Here is a 21,979-nt window from a genome sequence, read left to right on the forward strand (position 1 = left end):
TGCGGGGCCGCTGACACCGACGCCGTGCGGGGGGTTCCGGGCGAATCGCGCCACCGGGGAGTGTGCGGATGGCTACGCTCGGCCACGGAACCGGCAACTGCCTTGGGGGTGACCGTCCATGGTCGGCGTGCGCGATCTCGATCCCAGCGCCTCACCGCTGGACTACTACGGCTCCGAACTGCGCCGCCTCAGAGAGGACGCGGGGCTCAACCAGGCGCAGCTCGGCAGCATCGTCTTCTGCACGGGCTCGCTGATCGGCCAGGTCGAGACCACGCGGAGGGTCCCGACGCGGGACTTCTCGGAACGGGTGGACGCGGCGCTCGGGACGGGCGGGGTGTTCTCGCGGCTGGTCGGGCTGGTGCTCCGGCACCAGCTGCCGACGTGGTTCCAGGCGTATGCGGAGATGGAGGCGCGGGCGGCCTATATCTCCTCGTTCCAACCACAGTTGGTGCATGGTCTGTTACAGACAGAGGCCTACGCGCGCGCGGTCCTGGGCGTGTGGATCGAGGATGGTCTCGATGCCAAGGTGGCCGCTCGGCTGGAGCGTCAGCGCATTCTCGACCGCAAGAACCCGCCACTGATGTGGGTCGTGATGAGCGAGGCCGTGCTGTACCAGGAGATCGGTGGGCGTGCAGTCATGCGGGACCAACTCGCGCACCTGGCGGCGCTAAGGAGGCGGGAGTGGGTGCAGGTGCAGATCCTGCCCTACGCGGCGGGCGCCCACGCGGGACTGCCAGGTGAGTTCAACCTCCTGCGCTTTGAGGACAACCCGGATCTCGTTTACACCGAAGACTTCGTGCAGGGTCATATGACGGCCAATCCGCAAGCTTTCAGGGAGGGTTCGCTCCGATACGATCACTTGCAGGCTGCCGCGCTCTCCCTGGAGGACTCGGCGGCGCTGATCGCCCGCGTATTGGAGGAGCGCTATGGAGACCATCCAGAACCTGACGGGCACGCGGTGGCGTAAGTCTTCGTACAGCGCGGAAGGCAACTGCGTTGAATGCGCCCCGCTCGGCGCCCTGGCGTGGCACAAGTCCTCATACAGCGGTGACACCGGCGGGCAGTGCGTCGAGGTCGCCGCACAGCCCTGCCTCGTCGCCGTTCGGGACTCCAAGGACCCCGAGGGGCCCGTGTTCACCGTCCGCCCCGCCGCTTTCGCCGCGTTCGTGAGGGCCGTCTCGGTATGATCCGCTCCCGACTCGGGGAGTAGGGGGGCGGGGACATGGAGCAGGTGGGGCCGGGCGGTCCGACGCACGTCGGGCCGTTCGAGGTCGTCGGTGTGCTCGGGCAGGGCGGGATGGGGCGGGTGCTGCTCGCGGCCGGTCCGGACGGGCGGCTCGTCGCCGTCAAGCAGGTCCTCGCGCACTTCGCCGACGACGAGGGCTTCCGGGCCCGTTTCCGCCGTGAGGTCACCGCCTCGCGCAAGGTGTCCGGTGCGTACACGGCCGCCGTGATCGACGCCGATCCGGACGCCTCGACGCCCTGGCTGGCCTCGGTCTTCGTCGCCGGGCCCTCCCTCGGCGCCGTGGTCAAGGCGGGCGGGGTGCTGCCCGAGGACGTCGTACGCCGTCTCGCCGCGGGCCTGACGTCGGCCCTGGCCGAGATCCACCGGGCCGGGCTCGTGCACCGGGACCTCAAGCCCGACAACGTGCTCCTCGCGGAGGACGGCGTCCGCGTCATCGACCTCGGCATCGCCCGGGCCACGGAGGGCGAGGCGGAGGGCGATACCGGGCTGACGCGTACGGGGTTCGTCGTCGGATCGCCCGCGTACATGTCGCCCGAGCAGGCGGAGGGGCATCCGCTCACGCCCGCCAGCGACGTCTTCTCCCTCGGTTCCGTGCTGGTCATGGCGCTGACGGGCCGCAGCCCCTTCGCCGGGACCTCCACGCTCAAGACGCTGTACGAGGTGGCGCACGGCGAGCCGGACCTCAGCGGGGTCCCGGCGGGGCTGCGCGACCTCGTCGCGCGCTGCCTGGCCAAGGACCCGGAGGCCAGGCCGACCCCGGCGGAGCTGCACGAGCTGATCGGTCCGGTGTCCCCGGCGGGCAGGCAGTGGCCGTCCGCCGTGTACGGGATGCTCACCGCGCAACGGGCCCGGATCGACGGCCTCCTGGCCGGCGTTCCCGTAGAGGAGCCGGAGCCCTCGCCCGTGCCCGAGCCCGCATCCGTGACCGAGGTCGATCCGGTCACGGTGCCGACGCAGGACACGCCGACGCCCGTGCCGCAGGCACCACCGGAGGCAACCCGCCCCGACGGTCCGCGGCGCACCCGGCGGCGCCGGGTCGCGGCGCTGGTGGCGGCCGGAGTCCTCCTCGTGGCCGGTACCGGGACAGCCCTGTACGTCCGGGACCGCATGAACGCCCCCATCGCCTACGCGGAGGTCCCCAGGTGCGAGGAGGCGCGCGAGGAAGTGCCCCTGGACCTGCGGCCGTCGACCTCGGACAGCTGGATCGGGACGGTCGACGGCGCGCAGATGTCGTGCAGCGGTGGCGCCGGTACCGCCGCGTCGCCGACCGCGAGGGTCGTCTGGAACCTGAGCCTCGGCGGGGACGCGGAGACCAACGCGGCCACGCAGCGGCGGCACTTCCAGACGGAGGCGGTCGGTCAGCGCGCGGCGTCCCGCATCGGGTTCGGAACCGAGGCGTACTGGGAGTCCTCCAGCCCCGACTGGACCTGCGTCCTCGCCGTTCGTGAGGGGAACCTGTCGGTCCGGGTGGGCCTCAAAGCGACGCCGTACGCCAAGGGCGCCTGCGAGACCAAGGCGAAGGAGGCCGCCCGCGCCGCGCTGAAGGCCGCCCCGCGCTGACGCTCGGCCCCGGCGTGCGGCGCAGGGTCGTGTCGGTCGGCGGACTTCGCCGGCTGCCTCACGTGGTGGTGGAGCAGAGGAGGATTCGGCCGTCGCGGGTCCCGATGAGCAGGCGGCCCGCCTGGGTGACGGTGAGTGCCGTCGGTATCAAAGACATGTTTCCCAAGGTGAGACGGTGCCGCCAGAGCACGGTGCCGGTATCGAGGCCGAGAGCGACGATCTCGCCGTCGTCGTAGGCGATGAAGGCGGTGGTCGCGTCGGCGTCCAGCGCGGTGGCGGAGCAGTCGGTGCGAAAGACCCACTGCGGTGTCCCGTCCGGAGCCGCGCGACGTACGACGAACGAGTCACCAGGCCGGCGTCTTTGCCTGAAGACCCTGCCCGCGTGGATCAGGCTCCCGTCGGCGGCCTCCACGCCGGGCCCGCCGAAGTGCCTTTCACCGGGGACCCAGGAGCAGGGGAACAGGCGCCGTACGTCCGCTTCCTCCGGCTCGGCCGGTCGGCCCGGGCCTGGTCCGGGTCCCGGCTCGGCGGTGGCCATCCACGCAACGCCGGGGTTTGAACGCCGGGTGCCTTCCTCCTTCACGTAGGAGAGGAACCATGTGCGGCCGGCGTGCCGGATACGGATGGGGTGTCTGTCGGCGACCGGCACGCCTGCGATCCGGTACCCGGAGGGGGCGAGGGCCGCAGTGCCGTCCGCCGCACTCGACAGGGACACGTAGACCGACGGTGTGAGCTGGTCCACTTGCGCGCCGTCCGCCAGGGACAGTCGGACCACGGACTGTGGGCGTCGGTGGTGTCTTTCGGGGCGTACGAGGGAGACCCAGGCCGAGCTCTCGTCCCGGGCGACGGCGATCTCGCTGCCCCCTTCTTCGTCCGGGACGGCCCAGAGCCGTTCCCCCGACGGAAGCCAGCACTCCAGTTGCACTCCGCCGAGCGTGGCGAGGATCCGGCCGTCCGAGAGCTCCTCCGCCGCCCGAACGGTGAGGCGCGGGTCCCAGTCCGGGCCGAGCTCGGTCACCAGCCGGTACGCGGCAGCCCTGCCGTCGGGACGGGGTGCCGGGACCCGGGGGCCGGCCAGATCGTGGGGTGTGATGGATCCGGGCGGCACCATGGTCCAGTCGGGCCGGCTGACCACGGCGGTGTGGCCGTGCGTGTGCGCTTCTTCGTCCTGCCAGTCGTCGGGCGGGGCCATCAGTACGCGGAGCCGCTGTTCGTCGAGCCACTCCAGCCCCAGGACCTGGCGCCCGCCATGATGCTCGAAGGCCGGGACGGACGCTCCTGTCTCCAGGTTGAGCAGGAGCAGTTCACCGCCGAAGAAGTACCCGCCGTCGTAGGAACCGGTTCCTATGGCGAGCAGCCGCAGGGTGGGGTGGAAGGCCATCGCCTGGACCGCGCAGCGAGGTCGGATCAGCACGCGGCAGGACAGGGTGGCGGTGTCGTAGACACCGACCGTCGGGTGGTCGGAGAACTCGTGCGTACCCGCCAGAGCGACCAGATTCAGCCGCCCGTCAGCCACGGCAAGGGTCGGACAGCCGATCTCCGCGAAGGGGCGGTCGCCCAGAATCCGGTCGACAGAGAACGAGAAGGTCATGGAGACGATCATCTCAAGGCCCTGCAGAGGGGAACGCAGGGCGGCCGCGTCCCGCTGGGCGGCGACGGCCCGGGAAGAACACCCCCATCTGACCTTCCGTCAGATTGGAACGTGTTCTAGTCTGCCGCGCATGGGCATCGGAATCACACAGGAGCAGCGGGAGTTGGCCGAGGCGGTGCGCGGCTGGGTGGCGCGGGCCGTGCCTCCCGAAGAGGTGCGCAAGCTGCTCGACTCCCCGCCGCGGACCGGGGTGCGGCCCGGCTACTGGGACGCTCTGGCGGAGTCGGGGCTCCTGGAGCCGCACCTGGAGGGCGGGACCCTGCTCGACCTGGCCGTCGTCGTCGAGGAGGCGGCCCGGGCCGCGCTGCCGGGCGCGTACCTGCCGAGCGCGCTGGCCTCCGTACTGCTGGACCGGGCCGGGGCCGAGCCCCTCGCCGGCCGGGTCGGGGCGGTGGCGCTGGGGCCGGGGACCGTGACCGCCGTGGCCACCGAGGGCGGCGGGCACCTGCTCGACGGGCTCGCGCCGCCCGTGCTCGGAGCCGGCGAGGCCGACCTCGTGCTGCTCGCCGCGGAGGCCGCGCACGGGACCTGCTGGTTCGCCGTGGACGCCGCCGCGCTGGACATCCGTACGCACGACAGCGCCGACCCGACCCGCCCCACCGCCGAGGTGCGGGCGCGCGGCGCGGTGGTCCCCGCCGGGCGGCTGCTGGAGCTCGACGCTGCCCTCGTCCGCGACCTCGCCTGCACGCTCTTCGCCGCCGACGCCTGCGGCACCGCTGCCTGGGCCCTGCACACGGCCGCCGAGTACGCCAAGGTGCGCGAGCAGTTCGGCCGGCCCATCGGGAAGTTCCAGGGCGTCAAGCACCTGTGCGCCGACATGCTCGTCCGGCTGGAACAGGCCCGCGCTCTGGCCTGGGACGCAGCTCAGGCCATGGACGAGCCCGCCGACGTGCGCTCGCTCGTGGCGGCCCTCGCCGCCGGGACCGCCCTGGACGCCGCGTACTCCTGCGCCAAGGACTGCATCCAGATCCTCGGCGGGATCGGCTTCACCTGGGAGCACGACGCCCACATCCACCTGCGGCGGGCGGTCGTCGCCCGCCAGCTGCTCGGACCCGGCGACGGGCACCGCGTACGGGCCGTGCGCTGCGCGGCGGGCGGTGCGCGGCGCGAGCTGCGCCTGGAGCTGCCGGCGCAGGCCGAGGCCCACCGAGCGAAGGCGCGCGCCGCCATCGAGGACGCGCGCGGACTCGACCCGGCCGCCGCCCGGCGGATCCTGGCCCCCACCGGCTACGCGGCGCCCTACCTGCCGCCGCCCTACGGGCTGGGCGCCGGGCCCGTCGAGCAGCTCGTCGTCCAGCAGGAGCTCGCGGCCGCCGGGGTCACGGTCTCCGACCTCGGCATCGCCACCTGGATCGTGCCCTCCCTGCTGGCCTACGGGACGCAGGCGCAGCGCGACGCCTACGTGCTCCCCACCCTGCGCGGGGAGATCACCTGGTGCCAGCTCTTCTCCGAGCCGGGCGCCGGCTCCGACCTGGCCTCGCTGCGGACCCGGGCCGAGCGGCGTGAGGACGGCTCCTGGGTGGTCAACGGGCAGAAGGTGTGGACGAGTTCCGCGCACAGCGCCGACTTCGGGATCCTGCTGGCCCGTACCGACCCGGACGCGCCCAAGCACAAGGGGCTCGGCTACTTCGTCGTCGACATGAAGAACACCCCCGGCATCGACGTCCGGCCGCTGAAGGAGATCACCGGGGAGGCCCTCTTCAACGAGGTGTACCTCGACGACGTGGAGCTCCCGGCGGACGCGCTGGTCGGCGCGGCCGACGACGGCTGGAAGGTGGCCCGCAACACCCTCGGCAACGAACGGGTGCACATGGCCGACCAGATGACCTTCGACACCGGACTGGAGGCCCTCCTCGCCCGGGCCGCCGAGCTCGACGGCGCCCACCGGGCCCGGATCGGCGCGCTGGCCGCCGAGGCGCACGCCCTGGCCTGCATCGGGCTGCGCACCACGCTCCAGCAGGTGTCGGGGCTGGAGCCGGGCGCGGGTGCCTCCGTACGCAAACTCGTCCAGACCCCGCACCAGCAGCGGACCGCCGAGCTCGCGCTCGAACTGCTGGGGCCGGCGGGCGCGGTGCGGGAGGGGGCGGGGGAGCAGGCGGTGCACGGGATGCTCATGTCCCGCTGCCTGACCATCGCCGGGGGCACCACGCAGGTCCAGCTCAACGTCGTCGCCGAGCGGATTCTCGGCCTTCCCAGGGACTAGGAGTCATCGGGCATGAAGTCGTACATCGTGGGCGTGGGCATGACGAAGTTCGAGAAGCCCGAGTCGCGGGACTGGCAGTACTGGGACATGGCGAAGGAGGCCGGGTCCGCGGCGCTCGCGGACGCGGGCGTGGACTACGGGCTGGTGCAGCAGGTACCGGTCGGCTACTGCTTCCAGGCCTCCACGGCCGGCCAGCGCGCGGCGTACGAGCTGGGGCTGAGCGGGGTGCCGGTCTACAACGTCAACAACAACTGCGCGACCGGGGCGACGGCGCTGATGATGGCGCGGCAGTTCGTGGAGGGCGGCCTGAGCGACTGCGTGCTGGCGCTGGGCTTCGAGAAGATGAAGCGGGGCGCGCTGGGCGGTGGCGCGGACGGAGGAGACTTCAAGACCTCGCCGGTGGCCCGGCACTACGGGATCATGGCGGCGGGGCACGGCTTCGAGATGTCCCCGCCCACGGCGCAGATCTTCGGCAACGCGGCGCGGGAGCACATGGAGCGCCACGGGACCACGCCCGCGCAGCTGGCGGCGGTCGGCGCGAAGAACCACCGGCACTCGGCGAACAACCCGAACGCGCAGTTCCAGGACGTCTACTCGGTGGAGGAGATCCTGGCGGCGAAGGAGATCCACGCACCGCTGACGAAGCTCCAGTGCTCGCCGACCTCGGACGGCGCGGCGGCGGCCCTGGTGGTGTCCGAGCGGTTCCTGGTGGCGCACGGGCTGCACGACAGGGCGGTGGAGATCGTCGGGCAGGCGATGGCCACGGACACGGAGGAGTCGTTCGCGTCGGGCTCCTGCATCGACGTGGTCGGCAAGCCGATGAGCGCGGCGGCGGCCCGGCAGGTGTACGAGGCGTCCGGGCTCGGCATCGAGGACGTGGACGTGGTGGAACTGCACGACTGCTTCTCGATCAACGAGCTGCTGACGTACGAGGCGCTGGGCATGTGCGAGGACGGGGCCGCGGGCAAGCTGGTGGAGAGCGGGGCCACGACGTACGGGGGCCGGTGGGTGGTCAACCCCTCGGGCGGGCTCATCTCCAAGGGCCACCCGCTGGGGGCGACGGGCCTCGCCCAGGCCGCGGAACTGGTCTGGCAACTGCGGGGCGAAGCGGGGGCGCGGCAGGTCGCGGGCGCCCGCACCGGCCTGGCCCACAACATCGGCCTGGGCGGCGCGGCGGTCGTGACCATGCTGCGCCGCTGACCCCCCGCCCCGCCGCCGGGTCAGAGCTTCTGGATGTCCTTGTGCACGATGTCCGAGCCGAGGTGGTCGGCCACCAGGCGGACCTTGAGGGGGTGTCCGACCGGGGCCTTGATGATGATGTCGGGGTACTCGCCCAGGCCGGTGCCGTTGCAGGAGGGCTCGGTGGTCAGGTTGGACCAGCCGTCCGGGTTGTGTGGGTTGTTCCACTGCACCCAGGCGCAGTCGAGCTCGCCGCTGTGGATCGTCACCGCCTTGATCCTGGCCGAGTTCACCGCGGCGTCGACGCGCTCGTACAGCACCGTCCCGGTGTTGTGGTGGCGGCCCTTGCCGGCCTCCAGGTCGACCTGGAGGACCGGGTCGGCCGGGGTGTCGGCGGTGGCCGGAGCCGCGCCTGAGGCAAGAGTCGCGAGGACGAGCGCGGCGGCGGCGGGCAGGGCGGACAAGCGCATGACGGACCTCTCCACGAACCGGATCGAGGAGCCTCATCCTGGTCCAGTACGGGCGCGGGCGCTGCGCCGGAATCCGTCAATCGGTGGCCCGGACCGAACGGTCGGCTCCGTGCCGGGCCGTGCCGGGGTCAACGGGACGCCGGTTTCAGTTCGCACCGCCCATCCGTGCACTCGCGGCGGAGCCGGCCCCGGGAGACGGTCTCGGCCAGGCCGATCGCCCAGCACATCGGGCAGCCGCGCAGCGCGACCAGCCCGACCGGCGCGAGGAGCAGGGTGGCCGGGCCGAAGACCGGGATGAGGGCGAAGGCCGCGATCAGCGCGCCGAAGCCCACCCCGCCGCGCGCCAGGTGCCGCGGCACGGACGCGCTCGCGAAGCCGGATCCGGAGGAAGCTGCGGTGTCAGTGGTGGGCACGGGTGTCTCCCAGGGTGTGCTGGAGCGCCGCGCGGGCGCGGTGGAGCCGCGACTTCATCGCGGCGGTGCTCAGGCCGAGGGCCTCGGCGGCGGTCCGCCCGCTGTGGCCCTGGACGTCCCGCATGATCAGCACGCGCCGCTGGTCCGCCGGCAGCGCGGCGATGGCCTCCGCCACCCGCCCCGCCTCCAGGCGCCGCAGCACCTCGTCCTCGGCGGACATGACGGCCGTGTCCGGCAGCGGCGCCCGCTCCCTCGGCACCAGCCGGGCGCGGCGCAGGCACTCGTTGCGGACGATGCGGAACATCCACGACGCCAGCGCCCCGGACGCCCTGAGCATCCCGACCCTGCGGTACAGGATGATCAGCGCCTCCTGGGCCGCGTCCTCGGCGTCCTCGCGCGACGCGCACAGGGAGTGCGCGAAGCGGCGTACGTTCGGATGCGCCCCGGCGACCAGCGCGGTGAGCGAATCGAGGTCACCGGCCTGCGCGGCGACGACCAGCGCCTCGCCCGGCCAGTCCGTACGGTCAGCCACGGGCCCGGCCCCGCTTGCGCAGGACGGCGACGGTGCACGCGCAGAGCAGGACGGCCGCGCCGGCGACGACGAGAACAGTGATCACGAAAACCTCCAGGTCAGGTGCCGACCTCGGCGTCGGCAACATACACAAGAGGCGCGGGCACCCCGAAAGGATTCACCCCAGGGCCGGATCGATCACCGTCTCGCCCGTCGAGGCCCGGCGGATCGCGTCCGCGAGGTCCTCCACCCGGCCGTCCCGAACGATCAGCCCCGCCGCTCCGGCGGCGAGCGCGGCCTCCCGAAGACCGGGGCGCGCCGAGCCCGTCAGGACCAGGACCCGGCACTCCGGATCGTCCTCCAGCAGGGCGGTCACCGCCGCGAGATCCTCCACCAGGGCCACCTCCGGGCGGGCCGCCGGGTCCCGCACGACGTCGATGTCCGGCTGGAGGCCGAGCTGGATCGCCAGGGCCGGATTGTGCGGCTCCAGCAGGACCCGCAGGGTGCGGGTCCGGCGGTGTTCCACGGGCATTTCTTCCACCGGGAAAGCCTATCTGACGGGGAGTCAAGAGTCTTCCCAAGTGCGGGGGCGTGCGTTATACATTCCCTCACCGGCCGAGCCTAGAACGCGTTCTAGAACCGGCCGCCCCGCATACGACCTCGGTGCGGCCGACGGTGCGGACGGCCGCACCGAGGTCTTCCAGGGCAGCGATTTTCCCGCCACACCGACGACAGGGAGCCGCATCCTCATGCCGATCGATGCCGCCAGGGCCCTCGCCGCAGACCCCCGTCAGGGGGACATCGGCTGGGACCACAAGGACGTCCAGCTCTACCACCTCGGCCTCGGCGCGGGCCTGCCGGCCACCGACCCGGACGAACTGCGCTACACCCTCGAATCCAAGCTCCACGTCCTGCCCAGCTTCGCGACCGTCGCCGGAGCCGGCATGGCCATGCTGGGCGGCCTCGCCGCTCCCGGCATCGAGGTCAACCTCGCAGCCGTCCTGCACGGCGGCCACTCCATCGAGCTGCACCGGCCCATCCCCGTCAAGGGGCGGGCCACCTCCAGCTCCAAGGTCGCCGCCGTCTACGACAAGGGCAAGGCGGCCGTGATCGTGCTGCGCTCCGAGGTCGCCGACGCCGACGGGCCGCTGTGGACCAGCGACGCGCAGATCTTCGTGCGGGGAGAGGGCGGCTTCGGCGGCGAGCGCGGCCCCTCCGCCAAGGAGGAGCTGCCCGGGCGCGAACCCGACCGGGTCGAGGAGCGGCACATCCGCGAGGACCAGGGACTCCTCTACCGCCTCTCCGGCGACTGGAACCCGCTGCACGCCGACCCCGAGTTCGCCAAGCTGGCCGGCTTCGACAAGCCGATCCTGCACGGCCTGTGCTCGTACGGCATGACCCTCAAGGCCGTCGTCGACACGGCCCTCGGCGGGGACGTCTCCCGCGTCCGCGCCTACCGGACGCGCTTCGCCGGGATCGTCTTCCCGGGCGAGACGCTGCGCATCCGGATGTGGCAGGAGACCGGCCGCGTCCTGGTGTCGGTGACCGCCGTCGAACGGGACGACGCGCCGGTCCTCGCCGACACCGTCGTCGAACACTCGTAGCACCCACTAAGGAGCCGCACCGTGCGCGCAGCACTGCAGAGCGAGATCGGCCAGGACAAGCTGGAAGTCGTCGACGACATGGAAGCCGTGGGCTTCGGCCCCGGCAAGGTCAGGATCCGCGTCAAGGCCACCGGCCTGTGCCACTCCGACCTCTCCGCGATGAGCGGCGTCCTGCCGCAGCCCGCCCCCTTCATCCCGGGCCACGAGGGCTCCGGCGTGATCACCGATGTCGGTGACGGAGTCACCGGCCACACGATCGGCGACCGCGTCCTCGTCTGCTGGCTGCCGCCGTGCGGCCACTGTCCGTCCTGCAAGCGCGGCCAGGGCCACCTGTGCCTGGAGGCCTTCGGGAACGTCGCCACTCCCAACTTCAAGCGGGCGTCGAGCGACATCTTCGGCTTCGCCGGCACCGGCACCTTCTCCGAGGAGATGGTCGTCCCCGCCGCCTGCGCCATCCCGATCCCCGACGACCTCCCCTTCGACATCGCGGCGCTGATCGGCTGCGGTGTCACCACCGGACTCGGCGCGGCCATCAACACCGCGAAGGTGGAGGCCGGTTCCTCGGTGGCCGTCATCGGCTGCGGCGGCGTCGGCATATCCGTCATCCAGGGCGCCAAGGTGCAGGGCGCCGCCCAGATCATCGCCGTCGACCCCGTCGAGTCCCGCCGCGAGGCGGCCCTGCGCTTCGGGGCCACCGAGGCGGTCTCCCCGGAGGAGTTCGCCGACGCCAAGAACCGGATCACCGCCGGCGAGGGCTTCGACTACGTCTTCGAGGTCGTCGGCAAGTCCGCGACCGCCCAGAAGGCGTACGAGATGACGCGGCGCGGCGGCTCCGTCGTCGTGGTCGGGGCCGGCGCCCTCGACGACAACTTCCAGATCAACATGTTCTCGCTGTTCTTCGACGAGAAGAAGATCCTGCCGTCGATGTACGGCGGCGGCGACGTGCTCCGCTCCTACGAGCGCACCATCGCCCTGTGGCGGGCCGGCCGCATCGACCTGTCGAACCTGATCACGCACCGGGTGAGCCTGGCCGAGGTCAACGACGCGCTCGACCAGATGCGCACCGGCGTCGCCCTGCGCACCTGCATCGAACTCTGACCCGACCACCGATCCGACCACCGACCCGTTCCGCAGATCCGATCTCCGAGGGGAACCGTACGGATGTCACTGCCACTTGAGGGACTCGCCGCCATCGTCACGGGGGCGGGCCGCGGGCTCGGCCGGGCCGAGGCGATCGAGCTCGCGCGGCTGGGCGCGAGCGTGGTCGTCAACGACTTCGGCCAGCCCGGCCGGGACGGCTCGGGGGAGGCCTCGGCCGCCCCGGCGCAGGAGGTGGCCGAGGAGATCCGCGCCGCGGGCGGGCAGGCCGTCGCCCACCTCGGCGACGTGGCCGACTTCGAGCAGGCGCGCGAGCTGGTCGAGCTGGCGGTGGGCACGTACGGGAAGCTCGACATCCTGGTCAACAACGCGGGCATCCTGCGCGACCGGATGATCTTCTCGATGTCGGAGGAGGAATGGGACTCGGTGATCCGGGTCCACCTCAAGGGCCACTTCAACACCACCCACTTCGCGTCCGCCCACTGGCGCGAACGGTCCAAGGCGGCCGGCGGCCCGGTCTACGGCCGGATCGTCAACACCTCCTCCGAGGCCTTCCTCGGCGGCTCGGCCGGCCAGCCGAACTACGCCGCGGCCAAGGGAGGCATCGTGGGCCTCACGACCTCGACCGCCCTGGCCCTGGCCAAGTACGGGGTGACGGCCAACGCCATCTGCCCGCGCGCCCGCACCCGTATGACGCAGGACGTCTTCGCCGGCTTCGAGGTACCGGCGGACGGCAAGCTTGACGCCCTCGCCCCCGAGCACGTGGCGCCGCTCGTCGGCTACCTGGCCTCACCCGCCTCCGCCAAGGCGAACGGGCAGCTCTTCGTCGTGCACGGCGGCATCGTCGTCGTCATGGAACGCCCCAAGGTGGCGGCCAAGTTCGACACGGGCAAGGAGTCCTTCTCCTACGAGGAGCTCGACGAGGTCCTCACCCCGCACTACGACTCCCGCCCGGCCAACGAGACCTTCGCCGCGCCCGAGGTCCTCGGCCTCAAGCACGGCTGAGCCGCCGCCGAACCGCTACTGCCGCCCCGCCAGGGGGGCCTGCTGGAGGGGGACCGGGCGGGGCGACGGCGGGGGCGGCGGGTCAAGGCGGACCGGCGGGTCAAGGCGGACCGGCGGGGGAGGAGCAGCAGGAAGGTTCATCCCGACGATCCCGCAGGGCACCTCCGCCGTCGTGCACGGCAGGTGCAGGCGGCCCTGCGGGCTCCACATGCCCGCACCGCCGAGCCACCCCGCCGGGGCGGCCAGCCGGAAGACGCGCCGGTCGGCCGGGCGCCACAGGCCGATGTCCCCCTCGGGCAGCCACAACGCCACCCCGCAGGTCTCCGGCATCAGGGCCTGGCCCGGCTGGACCGCGAAGGGCAGCGCCTCCCCGAGCCGCAGGCACTCCGGGAAGCGGACCGGACGCGAGCTGCCCAGCACCCCCCAGCCCAGGCGCGGTTCGCCCGGGGCGTCGGAGCGGATCAGCAGCAGCCCGCTGTCCGGCTCGGCCAGCAGCAGCCGGTCGTCGCTGTCCTCGGTGATCTGGAGCAGCGGCGAGACCTCGCCGCCGCGCCCCAGGTCGACGGCGACGGCCTTGACGGTGCCGTCCAGCTCGCGGTCCAGGGCCAGCAGCCGGCCCGACCGGTCCAGCCACACACCGCCCGAGCAGCGCCCCGGGATCCGGGCCACCCGCTGCGGCCCGAACGCGCACCCGGCCACCTGCCACAGCGTGGTCGCGGTGTCCGACGCGGCCACCGCGAAGGCACCGGAGCCGTCCGGGGCCGGCGGGAGCAGGAAGACCCGTACGCCCTCCTCCGCGTCCACCCCGCCCAACTGGAGCTCTCCGGTGCGCGGCCCGGCCGCGGCGCCCGTCGGGTAGAGCAGGACGAAGGCGTGGCGGTCCGCGACCCGCCGGTGGATCAGCACGCGCCCGTCGGCCAGCGGGAGGAGCTCGCTGTCCGCCTCCTCGGGCTGTGCGAGGGGCAGCGGCACCGCGTACGGCTCGGGACCGGCGAGGGTCCAGCGTTCCGCGTAGCGGGCCTCGCCTTCTCCGGCGAGCCGGGCGGCGTACGACCCGTCCGCGGAGATCGTGAACGGGGCCGTGGTCGTCATCTCGATGGCACAGACAGTCATCCGGGCCGTCACCTCCGGTGAGGAAGCTAGTTTTCGGGATTCATGCCGAACAACACGACCAAGGCGGCTTCACACGTAAGGGTGTCCGGGCGGCGATTCGTCTGTGATGGGCGGTGCGATTGTGCTGTGAGGCATCGAAAGGCAGGCGCGCCGGGCGGGCAGCGGGCCGTTTCCCCGGGACCGGTGCTGACCGGGCCGGCCGCCACGGACGGTAGCCTTGGCCCGTGCCCCGTCTCTCTGAAGTCATCGCCGCGCTGGACGCTCTCTGGCCCCCCTCGCGGGCCGAGCAGTGGGACGCGGTCGGAACCGTATGTGGCGACCCCGATGCCGAGGTCACCCGGGTCCTGTTCGCGGTGGACCCCGTCCAGGAGATCGCCGACGAAGCCGTGGACCTGGGTGCCGACCTGATCGTCACCCACCACCCCCTCTACCTGCGGGGTACCACCACGGTAGAGGCCGGCACCTTCAAGGGCCGCGTCGTCCACACGCTGATCAAGAACGACATCGCGCTGCACGTCGCCCACACCAACGCCGACACCGCCGACCCGGGCGTCTCCGACGCCCTCGCCGGCGCCCTGGACCTGCGGATCACCGGTCCGCTCGTGCCGGACCCGAGCGACCCGGCCGGCCGCCGCGGCCTCGGCCGGATCTGCGAGCTGGACCGTCCCGAGACCCTGCGCGAGTTCGCCGCCCGCTGCGCGGCCTGGCTGCCGCCGACCGCCCAGGGCATCCGAGTCGCCGGCGACCCGGACGCCATGATCCAGCGCGTCGCCGTCAGCGGCGGCTCCGGCGACAGCCTCTTCGCCGAGGTCCGCGCCGCGGGCGTGGACGCTTTCGTGACCGCCGACCTGCGTCACCACCCGGTGTCCGAGGCCCGCGAGCAGAGCCCGCTCGCCCTCGTCGACGCGGCCCACTGGGCCACCGAGTGGCCCTGGTGCGAGCAGGCAGCCGCGCAGCTCGACGCGATCTCCGAGCGCCACGGCTGGGGTTTGCGCACCCACGTCTCGCGCACGGTCACCGACCCGTGGACGGCGCACGCGCCGTCCGTACCCTCCCCTTCTATCTCTGGAGCCCCCAACTGAACGCCGAGCCCGCCGACCAGATCCGACTTCTCGATGTCCAGGCACTGGACGTCCGGCTGTCTCAGCTCGCCCACAAGCGCAAGTCGCTGCCCGAGCACGCCGAGCTCGACACGCTCACCAAGGACCTGACGCAGCAGCGCGACCTGCTGGTCGCCGCCCAGACCCAGGCGAGCGACACCGCGCGCGAGCAGACCAAGGCGGAGCAGGACGTCGACCAGGTGCGCCAGCGTGCGGTCCGCGACCAGCAGCGGCTGGACTCCGGCGTGGGCATCTCGGCCCGGGACCTGGCGAACCTGCAGAGCGAGGTCGTCTCCCTCGCCAAGCGCCAGGGCGACCTGGAGGACGTGGTCCTGGAGGTCATGGAGCGCCTGGAGGCCGCGCAGGAGCGCGTCACCGAGCTCACCGAGCGGGTCTCCGCCCTGGAGACCAAGGTGGCCGACGCCACCACCCGTCGTGACGCGGCCACCGCCGAGATCGACGCCGAGGTCGCCAAGGCCACCAAGGACCGCGAGGTGATCGTCACCTCCATGCCGGCCGACCTGATGGCCCTGTACGAGAAGATCCGCGTCAAGCAGGGCGGGGTGGGCGCCGCGCGCCTCTACCAGCGCCGCTGCGAGGGCTGCCGGCTGGAGCTCGACATGGCCGAGGTCAACGAGATCAAGGCCGCGGCCCGCGACCAGGTCGTCCGTCACGAGAACTGCGGCCGCATCCTGGTCCGTACGGCCGACTCGGGCATCTGATGCCGCGTTTTGTCGTCGAGGCGGACGGCGGGTCCCGGGGCAACCCGGGGCCGGCCGGCTACGGCGCCGTCGTCCTCGACCCGGCCTCGGGCGAGACGCTGGCCGAGCGCGCCGAGTTCATCGGCGTCGCGACGAACAACGTGGCGGAGTACAAGGGCCTGATCGCCGGGCTCACGGCGGCCCGTGACCTCGCGTCGGACGCCGAGGTCCTGGTCCGGATGGACTCCAAGCTCGTCGTCGAGCAGATGTCGGGCCGCTGGAAGATCAAGCACCCGGACATGAAGCCGCTCGCGGCCGAGGCCGCGCGGATCCTGCCGCGCGCGCAGGTGACGTACGAGTGGATCCCGCGCGAGCGCAACAAGCACGCGGACCGGCTCGCCAACGAGGCGATGGACGCGGGCAAGCGCGGCGAACAGTGGGAGCCGTCGGCCTCCTCGGCCGCCCTCGACGCCTCCGCCGCCCGGTCCCTGTCCACCCCGCCGCCGTCCGGCCCGCCGGGGGACGCCGCGGCGGGCGCCGCGGCGGCGCGGGCGGCCCTGGCCGCCTCCCGGTCCGGCCCGGACACCGCGGCCACCGCTCCGGCGTCAGCCCGTACGTCGGCCACCGCGTCGGCGCTCGCGGAGGCAGCGGCCGACACCCTTTGGGCGGAGCCCGGCTCCGGTACGGGCGGATCGATCCCGTCGGCGGCACCGGCGCCCGGCCGGGCCGCCCACGCAGCGACGGCGACCGCCCCCGCGGCGGGTCAGGGCTGGGGTCCCGACATGGGCGCGCCGGCCACCTTCGTGCTGCTGCGCCACGGCGAGACCGCGCTCACCCCGCAGAAGCGGTTCTCCGGAAGCGGGGGGAGCGACCCCGAGCTGTCGCCGGCCGGCCGCCGCCAGGCGGCGGCCGTCGCGGAGGCGCTCGCCGCCCGCGGCACCGTCCAGACGGTCATCAGCTCCCCGCTGCTCCGCTGCCGCGAGACCGCCCGGGCCGTCGCCGACCGCCTCGGCCTCGACGTGACCGTCGAACAGGGCCTGCGCGAGGTGGACTTCGGTGCCTGGGAGGGCCTGACCTTCGCCGAGGTGCAGGAGCGCTTCCCGGACGACCTCCAGGCCTGGCTGGACTCCCCGAAGGCCGCCCCCACCGGCGGCGGGGAGAGCTTCGCGGCCGCCACCCGCCGGATCTCGGCCACCCGTGACCGGCTGCTGGCCGCGCACGCGGGCCGCACCGTCCTGCTGGTCACCCACGTGACCCCGGTCAAGATCCTGGTCCGCCTCGCCCTCGGGGCCCCGCCGGAATCGCTGTTCCGGATGGAGCTCTCGGCGGCTTCCCTCTCGGCGGTGGCCTACTACGCGGACGGGAACGCCTCGGTCCGCCTCCTGAACGACACCGCGCACCTGCGGTAGGGCCGAGCAGGTTTCGGGCCGGTCCGTGGCGTCGCCAGTGCGGGCGGTTTCATTCCCGGTGGGGGCGGGTCGCGGTGCCGTTCCCCTCGCCGGGGCCACGCGGGTTCCGGGCGGGTCCGTGGCGTCGCCAGTACGGGCGGTTTCATTCCCCGTGCGGGCGGGTCGCGGTGCCGCCGAGGGGTATCTCCTCGGCTCGGCGCGTGCGGGCATGTCTCGGCTGTACCCGGTGGTCGCGCCTCGTCCTGCGGGGACACCCCTCACCGTCCCCGCTCCAGCAGTACGAGCCCGGTTCCGCAAGCACCGAAGCCGTGGCGTGGGGTGGGGACACGGCGGAGTGTCCCCGCAGGACGAGCGCGCAACCCAGGCCGCCTCGCCGAGACGCAGCCGCACGCGCCGAGCCGAGGAGACACTCCGGCGGGGCACCGCCCCACACCACACGATCCCGCCCCGCGTAAACCCGCAACCCCGGCGGGAGCCCAGCGGCACGCGCCGAGCCGAGGAGACACTCCGCCGGGGCACCGCCCCACACCACACGATCCCGCCCCGCGTAAACCGGCAACCCCGGCGGGAGCCGAGCGGCACGGGTCGAGCCGAGGAGACACTTCGGCGGGGCACCGCCCCACCCGTACGGTCCCGTTCCGCGGAAACCCGCTACCCCGGCGGGAGCCGAGCGGCACGGGTCGAGCCGAGGAGACACTTCGGCGGGGCACCGCCCCACCCGTACGGTCCCGTTCCGCGGAAACCCGCTACCCCGGCGGGAGCCGAGCCGCACGGGCCGGGTCGAGGAGACGCTCCGGCGGGGCGCCGCCCCACGCGTACGGGCCCGCTCCGCGGAAACCCGGATACCGCCGAGCAAACACCCCGGACCGGGGAGAGGGAACCGCTCGGCCCCCGAACGGGAGTGGAAGCGGCAGACGAGCCGGCCTGTACGCCGGGTTCTGTCGCCCGGTGACCTCGCGGTCGCCGGGGAGACGGCCATCCATCTAGGACCGGCGTTGCCGCCGGCCTCGTGCGGTCTACCCGCGAACTCGGGCGGGCAGCCCTCAAGCGTTCGCGCAGACCCGTCCGGGGACGGATCCTCTTGACCTTGCTCCGGGTGGGGTTTACCTAGCCGCCTGGGTCACCCCAGGCGCTGGTGGTCTCTTACACCACCGTTTCACCCTTACCGAGGGCCGAAGCCCCCGGCGGTCTGTTTTCTGTGGCACTGTCCCGCGGGTCACCCCGGGTGGGCGTTACCCACCACCCTGCCCTGTGGAGCCCGGACGTTCCTCGGCGGGATCCGAGGATCCCGACGCGGCCGCCCGGCCGACTCGTCTGCCGTGGCGACCATGTTACCGGCTGTGCCGCCGCCGCTTGACCTTGCCGCAACGGCAGGGTTTCTACTGGGGGGCATGCGGATCGGAGAGATCGCCGCGGTCGTCGGGGTCACCACCCGGGCGATCCGGCACTACCACCATGTCGGGCTGCTCCCGGAACCGGAGCGGCGTCCCAACGGATACCGGGCCTACACCGTCCGGGACGCCGTCCTGCTGGCCCGCGTACGGCGGCTCACCGAGCTCGGGCTCAGCCTCGACGAGGTGCGCGACGTCCTCGCGGACGACGCCGGGCGCGATCTGGCCGACGTACTGGAGGAGCTCGACGCCGACCTCGCCCGGCAGGAGGCGGAGATCAAGGAGCGGCGGCGACGGCTCGCCGTGCTCCTGGCCGCGGAGCCGGGGGAGGGCGAGCCGATCTCGCCCGCGCTCGCCGAGCTCCTGGCGAAGGCGCCGCGCACCACCTCGCCGGCCGCGGCGAAGGACCGCGAACACCTGACGCTCCTCGACGCCACGGGCGTCGGCGGCGAGGAGGTCTACGCCGCACTCGGGCCGCTGGCCGCCGACCCCGGAACGCTCGCCCTGTACGAGCGCCTGGACGAACTCGCCGACGCCCCCGCGGACGACCCGCGGATCCCGGGCCTGGCGGCCGAGCTGGTGGCGGCGGTCCCCGACGAGGTGTTCGCCGCGATCCCCCGGGACGGGGCGGTGGTGACCGGGTTCAAGGAGGCGCTGCTCGCCGAGTACGCCCCCGCACAGGCGGAGGTCGTCCGCCGCGTCATGGAGGCATTCATCGAGAGGGGACGGGGATGACACGCGCGGTACGGGCGGCCCGGATCGCGGTGGCCGCGGTCCTGCCGGCGGAGCTGGCGCTCGTGGTGTGCGTGGCGGCCGGGGTACGACTGCCCGCACCGGCCCTGGCCGCCGCCGAGGCCGCGGTGTTCGGGGTGCTCCTGCTGGAGACGTGGGTGCTGCACCGGCTGTACGCCGCCGCCCGCGCAGCCGGCGAGGAACCCCGGGCAGCCCTGCGGACCGCGGTCCGCACCGTGGTCCCGGTCCAGGTCCGGCGGCTGCTGCGGCACGAGCTGCACGCCGGCGCCTCCCTCGGCTGGTGGGTCCTGCGCCGCAAGCACGGGGTGCGCCCCGGGGACCTCGCCGCCGCGTACACCGGACCGCAGACGGCCATGATGTACGGGATGGTCTTCGTGTCGGTGGTCGAGACCGTCGCACTGGCCCTCCTCATCCCCTGGCCGGCCGTCCACCGGGTGGTGCTCGTGCTGGACGTGTACGGGATCCTGCTGGTGATCGCCCTGCACGCCGCCTGCGTCACCCGGCCGCACGTGGTCGGCGCCGACGGCACGCTGCGGATCCGCTACGGCGCCCTCTTCGACCTCGCCGTCCCGCCGGACGCGGTGGCCCCCGTACGGGTGGAGCGCCGCTATCCCGAAGGGCGGCTGGTCACGCTCTCCCAGGACGGGGTGCTCGACCTCATCGTCGGCAGCCAGACCACGGTGACCCTGGAGCTGAACCGCCCGCTCACCTTCACCCGCCCGCTCGGCACCCGCGCGTCGGCCCGCACCATCCGCTTCCACGCCGACGACCCCCGCACGCTGGTCTCGGCCCTGCGCCAGCCGGTGTAGGCGGGAGGGGCCGGGCGGGGCGAGCGGGCGTCTACCCTGGCCGGGGGGCCGCATCCCCTGCGACGTGTCGTACTGAAGGAGAACCACCGTGCTCGTGCTGCTGCCGCCCTCGGAGGGAAAGGCCGCCGGCGGCTCCGGCGCACCGCTGGAGCCGCAGGAGCTGTCGCTGCCGGGCCTGGCGCAGGCCCGGGCGGCGGTGCTGGAGGAACTGCTCGACCTGTGCACGGGCGACGAGCTGAAGGCCCGTGAGGTACTGGGCCTGAGCGAGGGCCTGCGGGGCGAGGTCGCGAAGAACGCGGAGCTGCGCTCGGCGGCGGCCCTCCCGGCGGGGGAGATCTACACCGGTGTGCTCTACGACGCGCTGGGCCTGGCAGACCTGCCGGCGCCGGCGCGGGCGACCGCCGAGGACGCGCTGCTCGTCTTCTCGGGGCTGTGGGGCGCGGTGCGCGTCACCGACCGCATCCCGTCGTACCGCTGCTCGATGGGCGTGAAGCTGCCGGGGCTGGGTGCGCTCGGTGCGTACTGGCGAGCCCCGATGGCCGAGGTGCTGCCCGCGGCCGCCGGGGACGGGCTCGTACTGGACCTTCGTTCGGCGGCGTACGCGACCGCGTGGAAGCCCAAGGGCGAGGTCGCGGGCCGGACCGCGACCGTGCGGGTGCTGCACTCGCAGATGGTCGACGGCGTGGAGAAGCGCTCCGTGGTGAGCCACTTCAACAAGGCGACGAAGGGCCGGCTGGTCCGGGACCTGCTCGTGGCCGGCGCCGTGCCCGGCTCCCCCGCGGAACTGGTGACGGCCCTGCGGGACCTGGGCTACGTCGTCGAGGCGGAAGCCCCCGCGAAGGCGGGCCGGGCCTGGTCCCTCGACGTGGTCGTGACGCAGATCCACCACTGACGCGCCGCGCCGCGGCCGGGGGCACCGCCCCCGGCGCTCCCACGTCACAGCGTCTCAGCGGCCGAGCGGCCAGGCCACCGTCGCCGGGGTGCGGTCGGAGGTGTCGGCGTACGCGGCGCAGGCGTCCGTCAGGGTTTCCAGGAGGGTGAGCGGGTCCGGGAGGGGGTGCTCCATGCCGCGGATCCAGGTCACCGCCTGGTCACCGGGGAGGGCCGCCGGCGGGACCAGGACGTAGCTGCCGCGGCAGTGCCAGCGCAGGCCCGGGTGTTCGTCCATGGTCTCGGGGTGGCAGTCCAGCGCGCACGGCCACCACTCGTCCTCGTCCTCGGGGGTGCCGCGGGTGGCGGTGAAGAAGAGCATCCGGGCCTGGTCGCCGGTGCCGCCCGATTCGGCGACGGGGCCGACCTTGATGTCGGCCTCCAGGAGCCGCGTCAGGGCGGCGGCGCCGGCTTCCAACGGGACGTCGAGTACGTCGTGGACCATGCCGGTCGCGGTGATGAAGTTGGCCTGGGGCTGGTTGCGCGCCCACCGCTCGATCTGTGCGCGGTCGGTGGTCGACTGGGTCTGCCAGGCGAAGGAGACGGGATGTCGTGCGGGGGTCGGACAGCCGATGCGGTCGCACGAACATCGATAGCCGGCGGGATGGGCGGCGGGGGCGAGGGGGAGACCGGCGGCCGCGACGGCCAGGAGGAGCGCCTCGCGCTCGCGTGCGGGGTCCTCGGCGGTGGGCTTCTGCCGCCGGCGCAGCCACTGGGAGATCCTGCTCTGCTCGCCGCGTTTGACGCGGCCGGACTCAGACCCCATCTATCCCCTCACCTCACCGTTGCCCCGGCAGACCTTCACATGGTCCCACCATCCTGCGCCCCGGGTG

At 73.3% G+C, this 21,979-nt stretch carries 21 protein-coding genes and 1 other RNA gene; 14 read left to right on the forward strand and 8 right to left on the reverse strand.

Annotated features, from left to right (window positions below; translation table 11 throughout):
* The first annotated feature begins 118 nt into the window (after window positions 1–118).
* Genes OHA91_RS26155 through OHA91_RS26165 form a run of 3 tightly spaced genes read left to right on the forward strand, consistent with a single transcriptional unit; the run spans window position 119 to window position 2,806 of the window.
* Window positions 119–967, forward strand: coding sequence for a helix-turn-helix domain-containing protein (locus OHA91_RS26155; RefSeq protein WP_328740131.1), 849 nt, complete (start codon window positions 119–121; stop codon window positions 965–967).
* Entirely contained in the window at window positions 927–1,187 is a 261-nt protein-coding gene (locus tag OHA91_RS26160; RefSeq protein WP_328740132.1) for a DUF397 domain-containing protein, read from the forward strand. Before OHA91_RS26155 ends, OHA91_RS26160 begins: the two co-directional genes overlap by 41 nt.
* A 35-nt stretch (window positions 1,188–1,222) precedes the next feature.
* Window positions 1,223–2,806, forward strand: coding sequence for a serine/threonine-protein kinase (locus OHA91_RS26165; protein WP_266501710.1), 1,584 nt, complete (start codon window positions 1,223–1,225; stop codon window positions 2,804–2,806).
* A 58-nt stretch (window positions 2,807–2,864) separates the two neighbouring features.
* On the opposite strand, the gene OHA91_RS26170 is transcribed toward OHA91_RS26165, so the two are convergent.
* Entirely contained in the window at window positions 2,865–4,397 is a 1,533-nt protein-coding gene (locus tag OHA91_RS26170; protein WP_328740133.1) for a hypothetical protein, read from the reverse strand.
* Window positions 4,398–4,527: 130 nt separating this feature from the next.
* On the opposite strand from OHA91_RS26170, the gene OHA91_RS26175 reads away from it, so the two are divergent.
* Complete coding sequence (locus OHA91_RS26175; protein WP_328740134.1) at window positions 4,528–6,660, forward strand: acyl-CoA dehydrogenase; 2,133 nt, start codon at window positions 4,528–4,530, stop codon at window positions 6,658–6,660.
* Window positions 6,661–6,672: 12 nt separating this feature from the next.
* Window positions 6,673–7,860, forward strand: a complete 1,188-nt coding sequence (locus tag OHA91_RS26180) for a lipid-transfer protein (protein ID WP_031146119.1) — start codon at window positions 6,673–6,675, stop codon at window positions 7,858–7,860.
* A 20-nt stretch (window positions 7,861–7,880) separates the two neighbouring features.
* Here the strand turns inward: OHA91_RS26180 and OHA91_RS26185 are convergent, their stop codons facing one another.
* The 4 genes from OHA91_RS26185 to OHA91_RS26200 all read right to left on the reverse strand — a co-directional run bounded on the left by OHA91_RS26185 (window position 7,881) and on the right by OHA91_RS26200 (window position 9,765).
* A complete protein-coding gene (locus OHA91_RS26185; protein ID WP_328740135.1) occupies window positions 7,881–8,309 on the reverse strand; it encodes a hypothetical protein in 429 nt (142 codons plus the stop codon).
* Window positions 8,310–8,437: 128 nt separating this feature from the next.
* Window positions 8,438–8,722: a hypothetical protein gene (locus OHA91_RS26190; protein ID WP_328740136.1), complete on the reverse strand. Its 285-nt coding sequence runs from the start codon at window positions 8,720–8,722 to the stop codon at window positions 8,438–8,440.
* Window positions 8,709–9,254, reverse strand: a complete 546-nt coding sequence (locus tag OHA91_RS26195; protein WP_328740137.1) for an RNA polymerase sigma factor — start codon at window positions 9,252–9,254, stop codon at window positions 8,709–8,711. Before OHA91_RS26195 ends, OHA91_RS26190 begins: the two co-directional genes overlap by 14 nt.
* Window positions 9,255–9,411: 157 nt before the next feature.
* The gene (locus tag OHA91_RS26200; protein WP_266502681.1) at window positions 9,412–9,765 is read right to left on the reverse strand and encodes a response regulator; all 354 of its coding nucleotides are present in this window, start codon (window positions 9,763–9,765) and stop codon (window positions 9,412–9,414) included.
* 217 nt (window positions 9,766–9,982) lie between these two features.
* On the opposite strand from OHA91_RS26200, the gene OHA91_RS26205 reads away from it, so the two are divergent.
* The 3 genes from OHA91_RS26205 (at window position 9,983) to OHA91_RS26215 (ending at window position 12,940) form a co-directional block, all read left to right on the forward strand.
* Window positions 9,983–10,837, forward strand: coding sequence for a MaoC/PaaZ C-terminal domain-containing protein (locus OHA91_RS26205; protein WP_031146128.1), 855 nt, complete (start codon window positions 9,983–9,985; stop codon window positions 10,835–10,837).
* A 21-nt stretch (window positions 10,838–10,858) separates the two neighbouring features.
* The gene (locus OHA91_RS26210) at window positions 10,859–11,935 is read left to right on the forward strand and encodes a Zn-dependent alcohol dehydrogenase (protein WP_328740138.1); all 1,077 of its coding nucleotides are present in this window, start codon (window positions 10,859–10,861) and stop codon (window positions 11,933–11,935) included.
* Between the two features lie 63 nt (window positions 11,936–11,998).
* A complete protein-coding gene (locus OHA91_RS26215) occupies window positions 11,999–12,940 on the forward strand; it encodes a 3-oxoacyl-ACP reductase (protein WP_031146132.1) in 942 nt (313 codons plus the stop codon).
* A gap of 15 nt (window positions 12,941–12,955) precedes the next feature.
* Here OHA91_RS26215 and OHA91_RS26220 read toward each other — a convergent pair whose 3' ends face one another.
* Window positions 12,956–14,053 carry a hypothetical protein gene (locus OHA91_RS26220; protein ID WP_031146139.1) on the reverse strand — a complete coding sequence of 366 codons (1,098 nt, stop codon included), beginning with the start codon at window positions 14,051–14,053 and terminating at the stop codon, window positions 12,956–12,958.
* Window positions 14,054–14,277: 224 nt separating this feature from the next.
* On the opposite strand from OHA91_RS26220, the gene OHA91_RS26225 reads away from it, so the two are divergent.
* The 3 genes from OHA91_RS26225 to OHA91_RS26235 are packed head-to-tail and all read left to right on the forward strand — an operon-like array spanning window position 14,278 to window position 17,263.
* Window positions 14,278–15,135: a Nif3-like dinuclear metal center hexameric protein gene (locus OHA91_RS26225; RefSeq protein WP_031146140.1), complete on the forward strand. Its 858-nt coding sequence runs from the start codon at window positions 14,278–14,280 to the stop codon at window positions 15,133–15,135.
* Window positions 15,132–15,875, forward strand: coding sequence for a zinc ribbon domain-containing protein (locus OHA91_RS26230; protein ID WP_031146141.1), 744 nt, complete (start codon window positions 15,132–15,134; stop codon window positions 15,873–15,875). Before OHA91_RS26225 ends, OHA91_RS26230 begins: the two co-directional genes overlap by 4 nt.
* Complete coding sequence (locus tag OHA91_RS26235) at window positions 15,875–17,263, forward strand: bifunctional RNase H/acid phosphatase (RefSeq protein WP_328740139.1); 1,389 nt, start codon at window positions 15,875–15,877, stop codon at window positions 17,261–17,263. The genes OHA91_RS26230 and OHA91_RS26235 overlap by 1 nt, the downstream gene beginning before the upstream one ends.
* A gap of 911 nt (window positions 17,264–18,174) precedes the next feature.
* On the opposite strand, the gene rnpB is transcribed toward OHA91_RS26235, so the two are convergent.
* An RNA gene (gene rnpB / locus OHA91_RS26240) (RNase P RNA component class A) lies at window positions 18,175–18,576 on the reverse strand.
* Window positions 18,577–18,654: 78 nt separating this feature from the next.
* On the opposite strand from rnpB, the gene OHA91_RS26245 reads away from it, so the two are divergent.
* The 3 genes from OHA91_RS26245 to yaaA all read left to right on the forward strand — a co-directional run bounded on the left by OHA91_RS26245 (window position 18,655) and on the right by yaaA (window position 21,108).
* The gene (locus OHA91_RS26245) at window positions 18,655–19,389 is read left to right on the forward strand and encodes a MerR family transcriptional regulator (RefSeq protein ID WP_266501729.1); all 735 of its coding nucleotides are present in this window, start codon (window positions 18,655–18,657) and stop codon (window positions 19,387–19,389) included.
* Window positions 19,386–20,216 carry a hypothetical protein gene (locus tag OHA91_RS26250; protein ID WP_328740140.1) on the forward strand — a complete coding sequence of 277 codons (831 nt, stop codon included), beginning with the start codon at window positions 19,386–19,388 and terminating at the stop codon, window positions 20,214–20,216. The genes OHA91_RS26245 and OHA91_RS26250 overlap by 4 nt, the downstream gene beginning before the upstream one ends.
* A gap of 88 nt (window positions 20,217–20,304) precedes the next feature.
* Entirely contained in the window at window positions 20,305–21,108 is an 804-nt protein-coding gene (gene yaaA, locus OHA91_RS26255; RefSeq protein WP_031146148.1) for a peroxide stress protein YaaA, read from the forward strand.
* Between the two features lie 54 nt (window positions 21,109–21,162).
* Here yaaA and OHA91_RS26260 read toward each other — a convergent pair whose 3' ends face one another.
* Entirely contained in the window at window positions 21,163–21,912 is a 750-nt protein-coding gene (locus OHA91_RS26260; protein ID WP_031146150.1) for a bifunctional DNA primase/polymerase, read from the reverse strand.
* Window positions 21,913–21,979: the final 67 nt, after the last annotated feature.

Source organism: Streptomyces erythrochromogenes, assembly GCF_036170895.1.
Taxonomy (GTDB): Bacteria; Actinomycetota; Actinomycetes; order Streptomycetales; family Streptomycetaceae; genus Streptomyces; species Streptomyces erythrochromogenes.

Coding starts and splice junctions, on each gene's coding strand:
- OHA91_RS26155 (WP_328740131.1), top strand. CDS start 119: ATGGTCGGCGTGCGCGATCTCGATCCCAGCGCCTCACCGCTGGACTAC.
- OHA91_RS26160 (WP_328740132.1), top strand. CDS start 927: ATGGAGACCATCCAGAACCTGACGGGCACGCGGTGGCGTAAGTCTTCG.
- OHA91_RS26165 (WP_266501710.1), top strand. CDS start 1,223: ATGGAGCAGGTGGGGCCGGGCGGTCCGACGCACGTCGGGCCGTTCGAG.
- OHA91_RS26170 (WP_328740133.1), bottom strand. CDS start 4,397: ATGACCTTCTCGTTCTCTGTCGACCGGATTCTGGGCGACCGCCCCTTC.
- OHA91_RS26175 (WP_328740134.1), top strand. CDS start 4,528: ATGGGCATCGGAATCACACAGGAGCAGCGGGAGTTGGCCGAGGCGGTG.
- OHA91_RS26180 (WP_031146119.1), top strand. CDS start 6,673: ATGAAGTCGTACATCGTGGGCGTGGGCATGACGAAGTTCGAGAAGCCC.
- OHA91_RS26185 (WP_328740135.1), bottom strand. CDS start 8,309: ATGCGCTTGTCCGCCCTGCCCGCCGCCGCCGCGCTCGTCCTCGCGACT.
- OHA91_RS26200 (WP_266502681.1), bottom strand. CDS start 9,765: ATGCCCGTGGAACACCGCCGGACCCGCACCCTGCGGGTCCTGCTGGAG.
- OHA91_RS26205 (WP_031146128.1), top strand. CDS start 9,983: ATGCCGATCGATGCCGCCAGGGCCCTCGCCGCAGACCCCCGTCAGGGG.
- OHA91_RS26215 (WP_031146132.1), top strand. CDS start 11,999: ATGTCACTGCCACTTGAGGGACTCGCCGCCATCGTCACGGGGGCGGGC.
- OHA91_RS26220 (WP_031146139.1), bottom strand. CDS start 14,053: ATGACTGTCTGTGCCATCGAGATGACGACCACGGCCCCGTTCACGATC.
- OHA91_RS26235 (WP_328740139.1), top strand. CDS start 15,875: ATGCCGCGTTTTGTCGTCGAGGCGGACGGCGGGTCCCGGGGCAACCCG.
- OHA91_RS26245 (WP_266501729.1), top strand. CDS start 18,655: ATGCGGATCGGAGAGATCGCCGCGGTCGTCGGGGTCACCACCCGGGCG.
- OHA91_RS26250 (WP_328740140.1), top strand. CDS start 19,386: ATGACACGCGCGGTACGGGCGGCCCGGATCGCGGTGGCCGCGGTCCTG.
- OHA91_RS26260 (WP_031146150.1), bottom strand. CDS start 21,912: ATGGGGTCTGAGTCCGGCCGCGTCAAACGCGGCGAGCAGAGCAGGATC.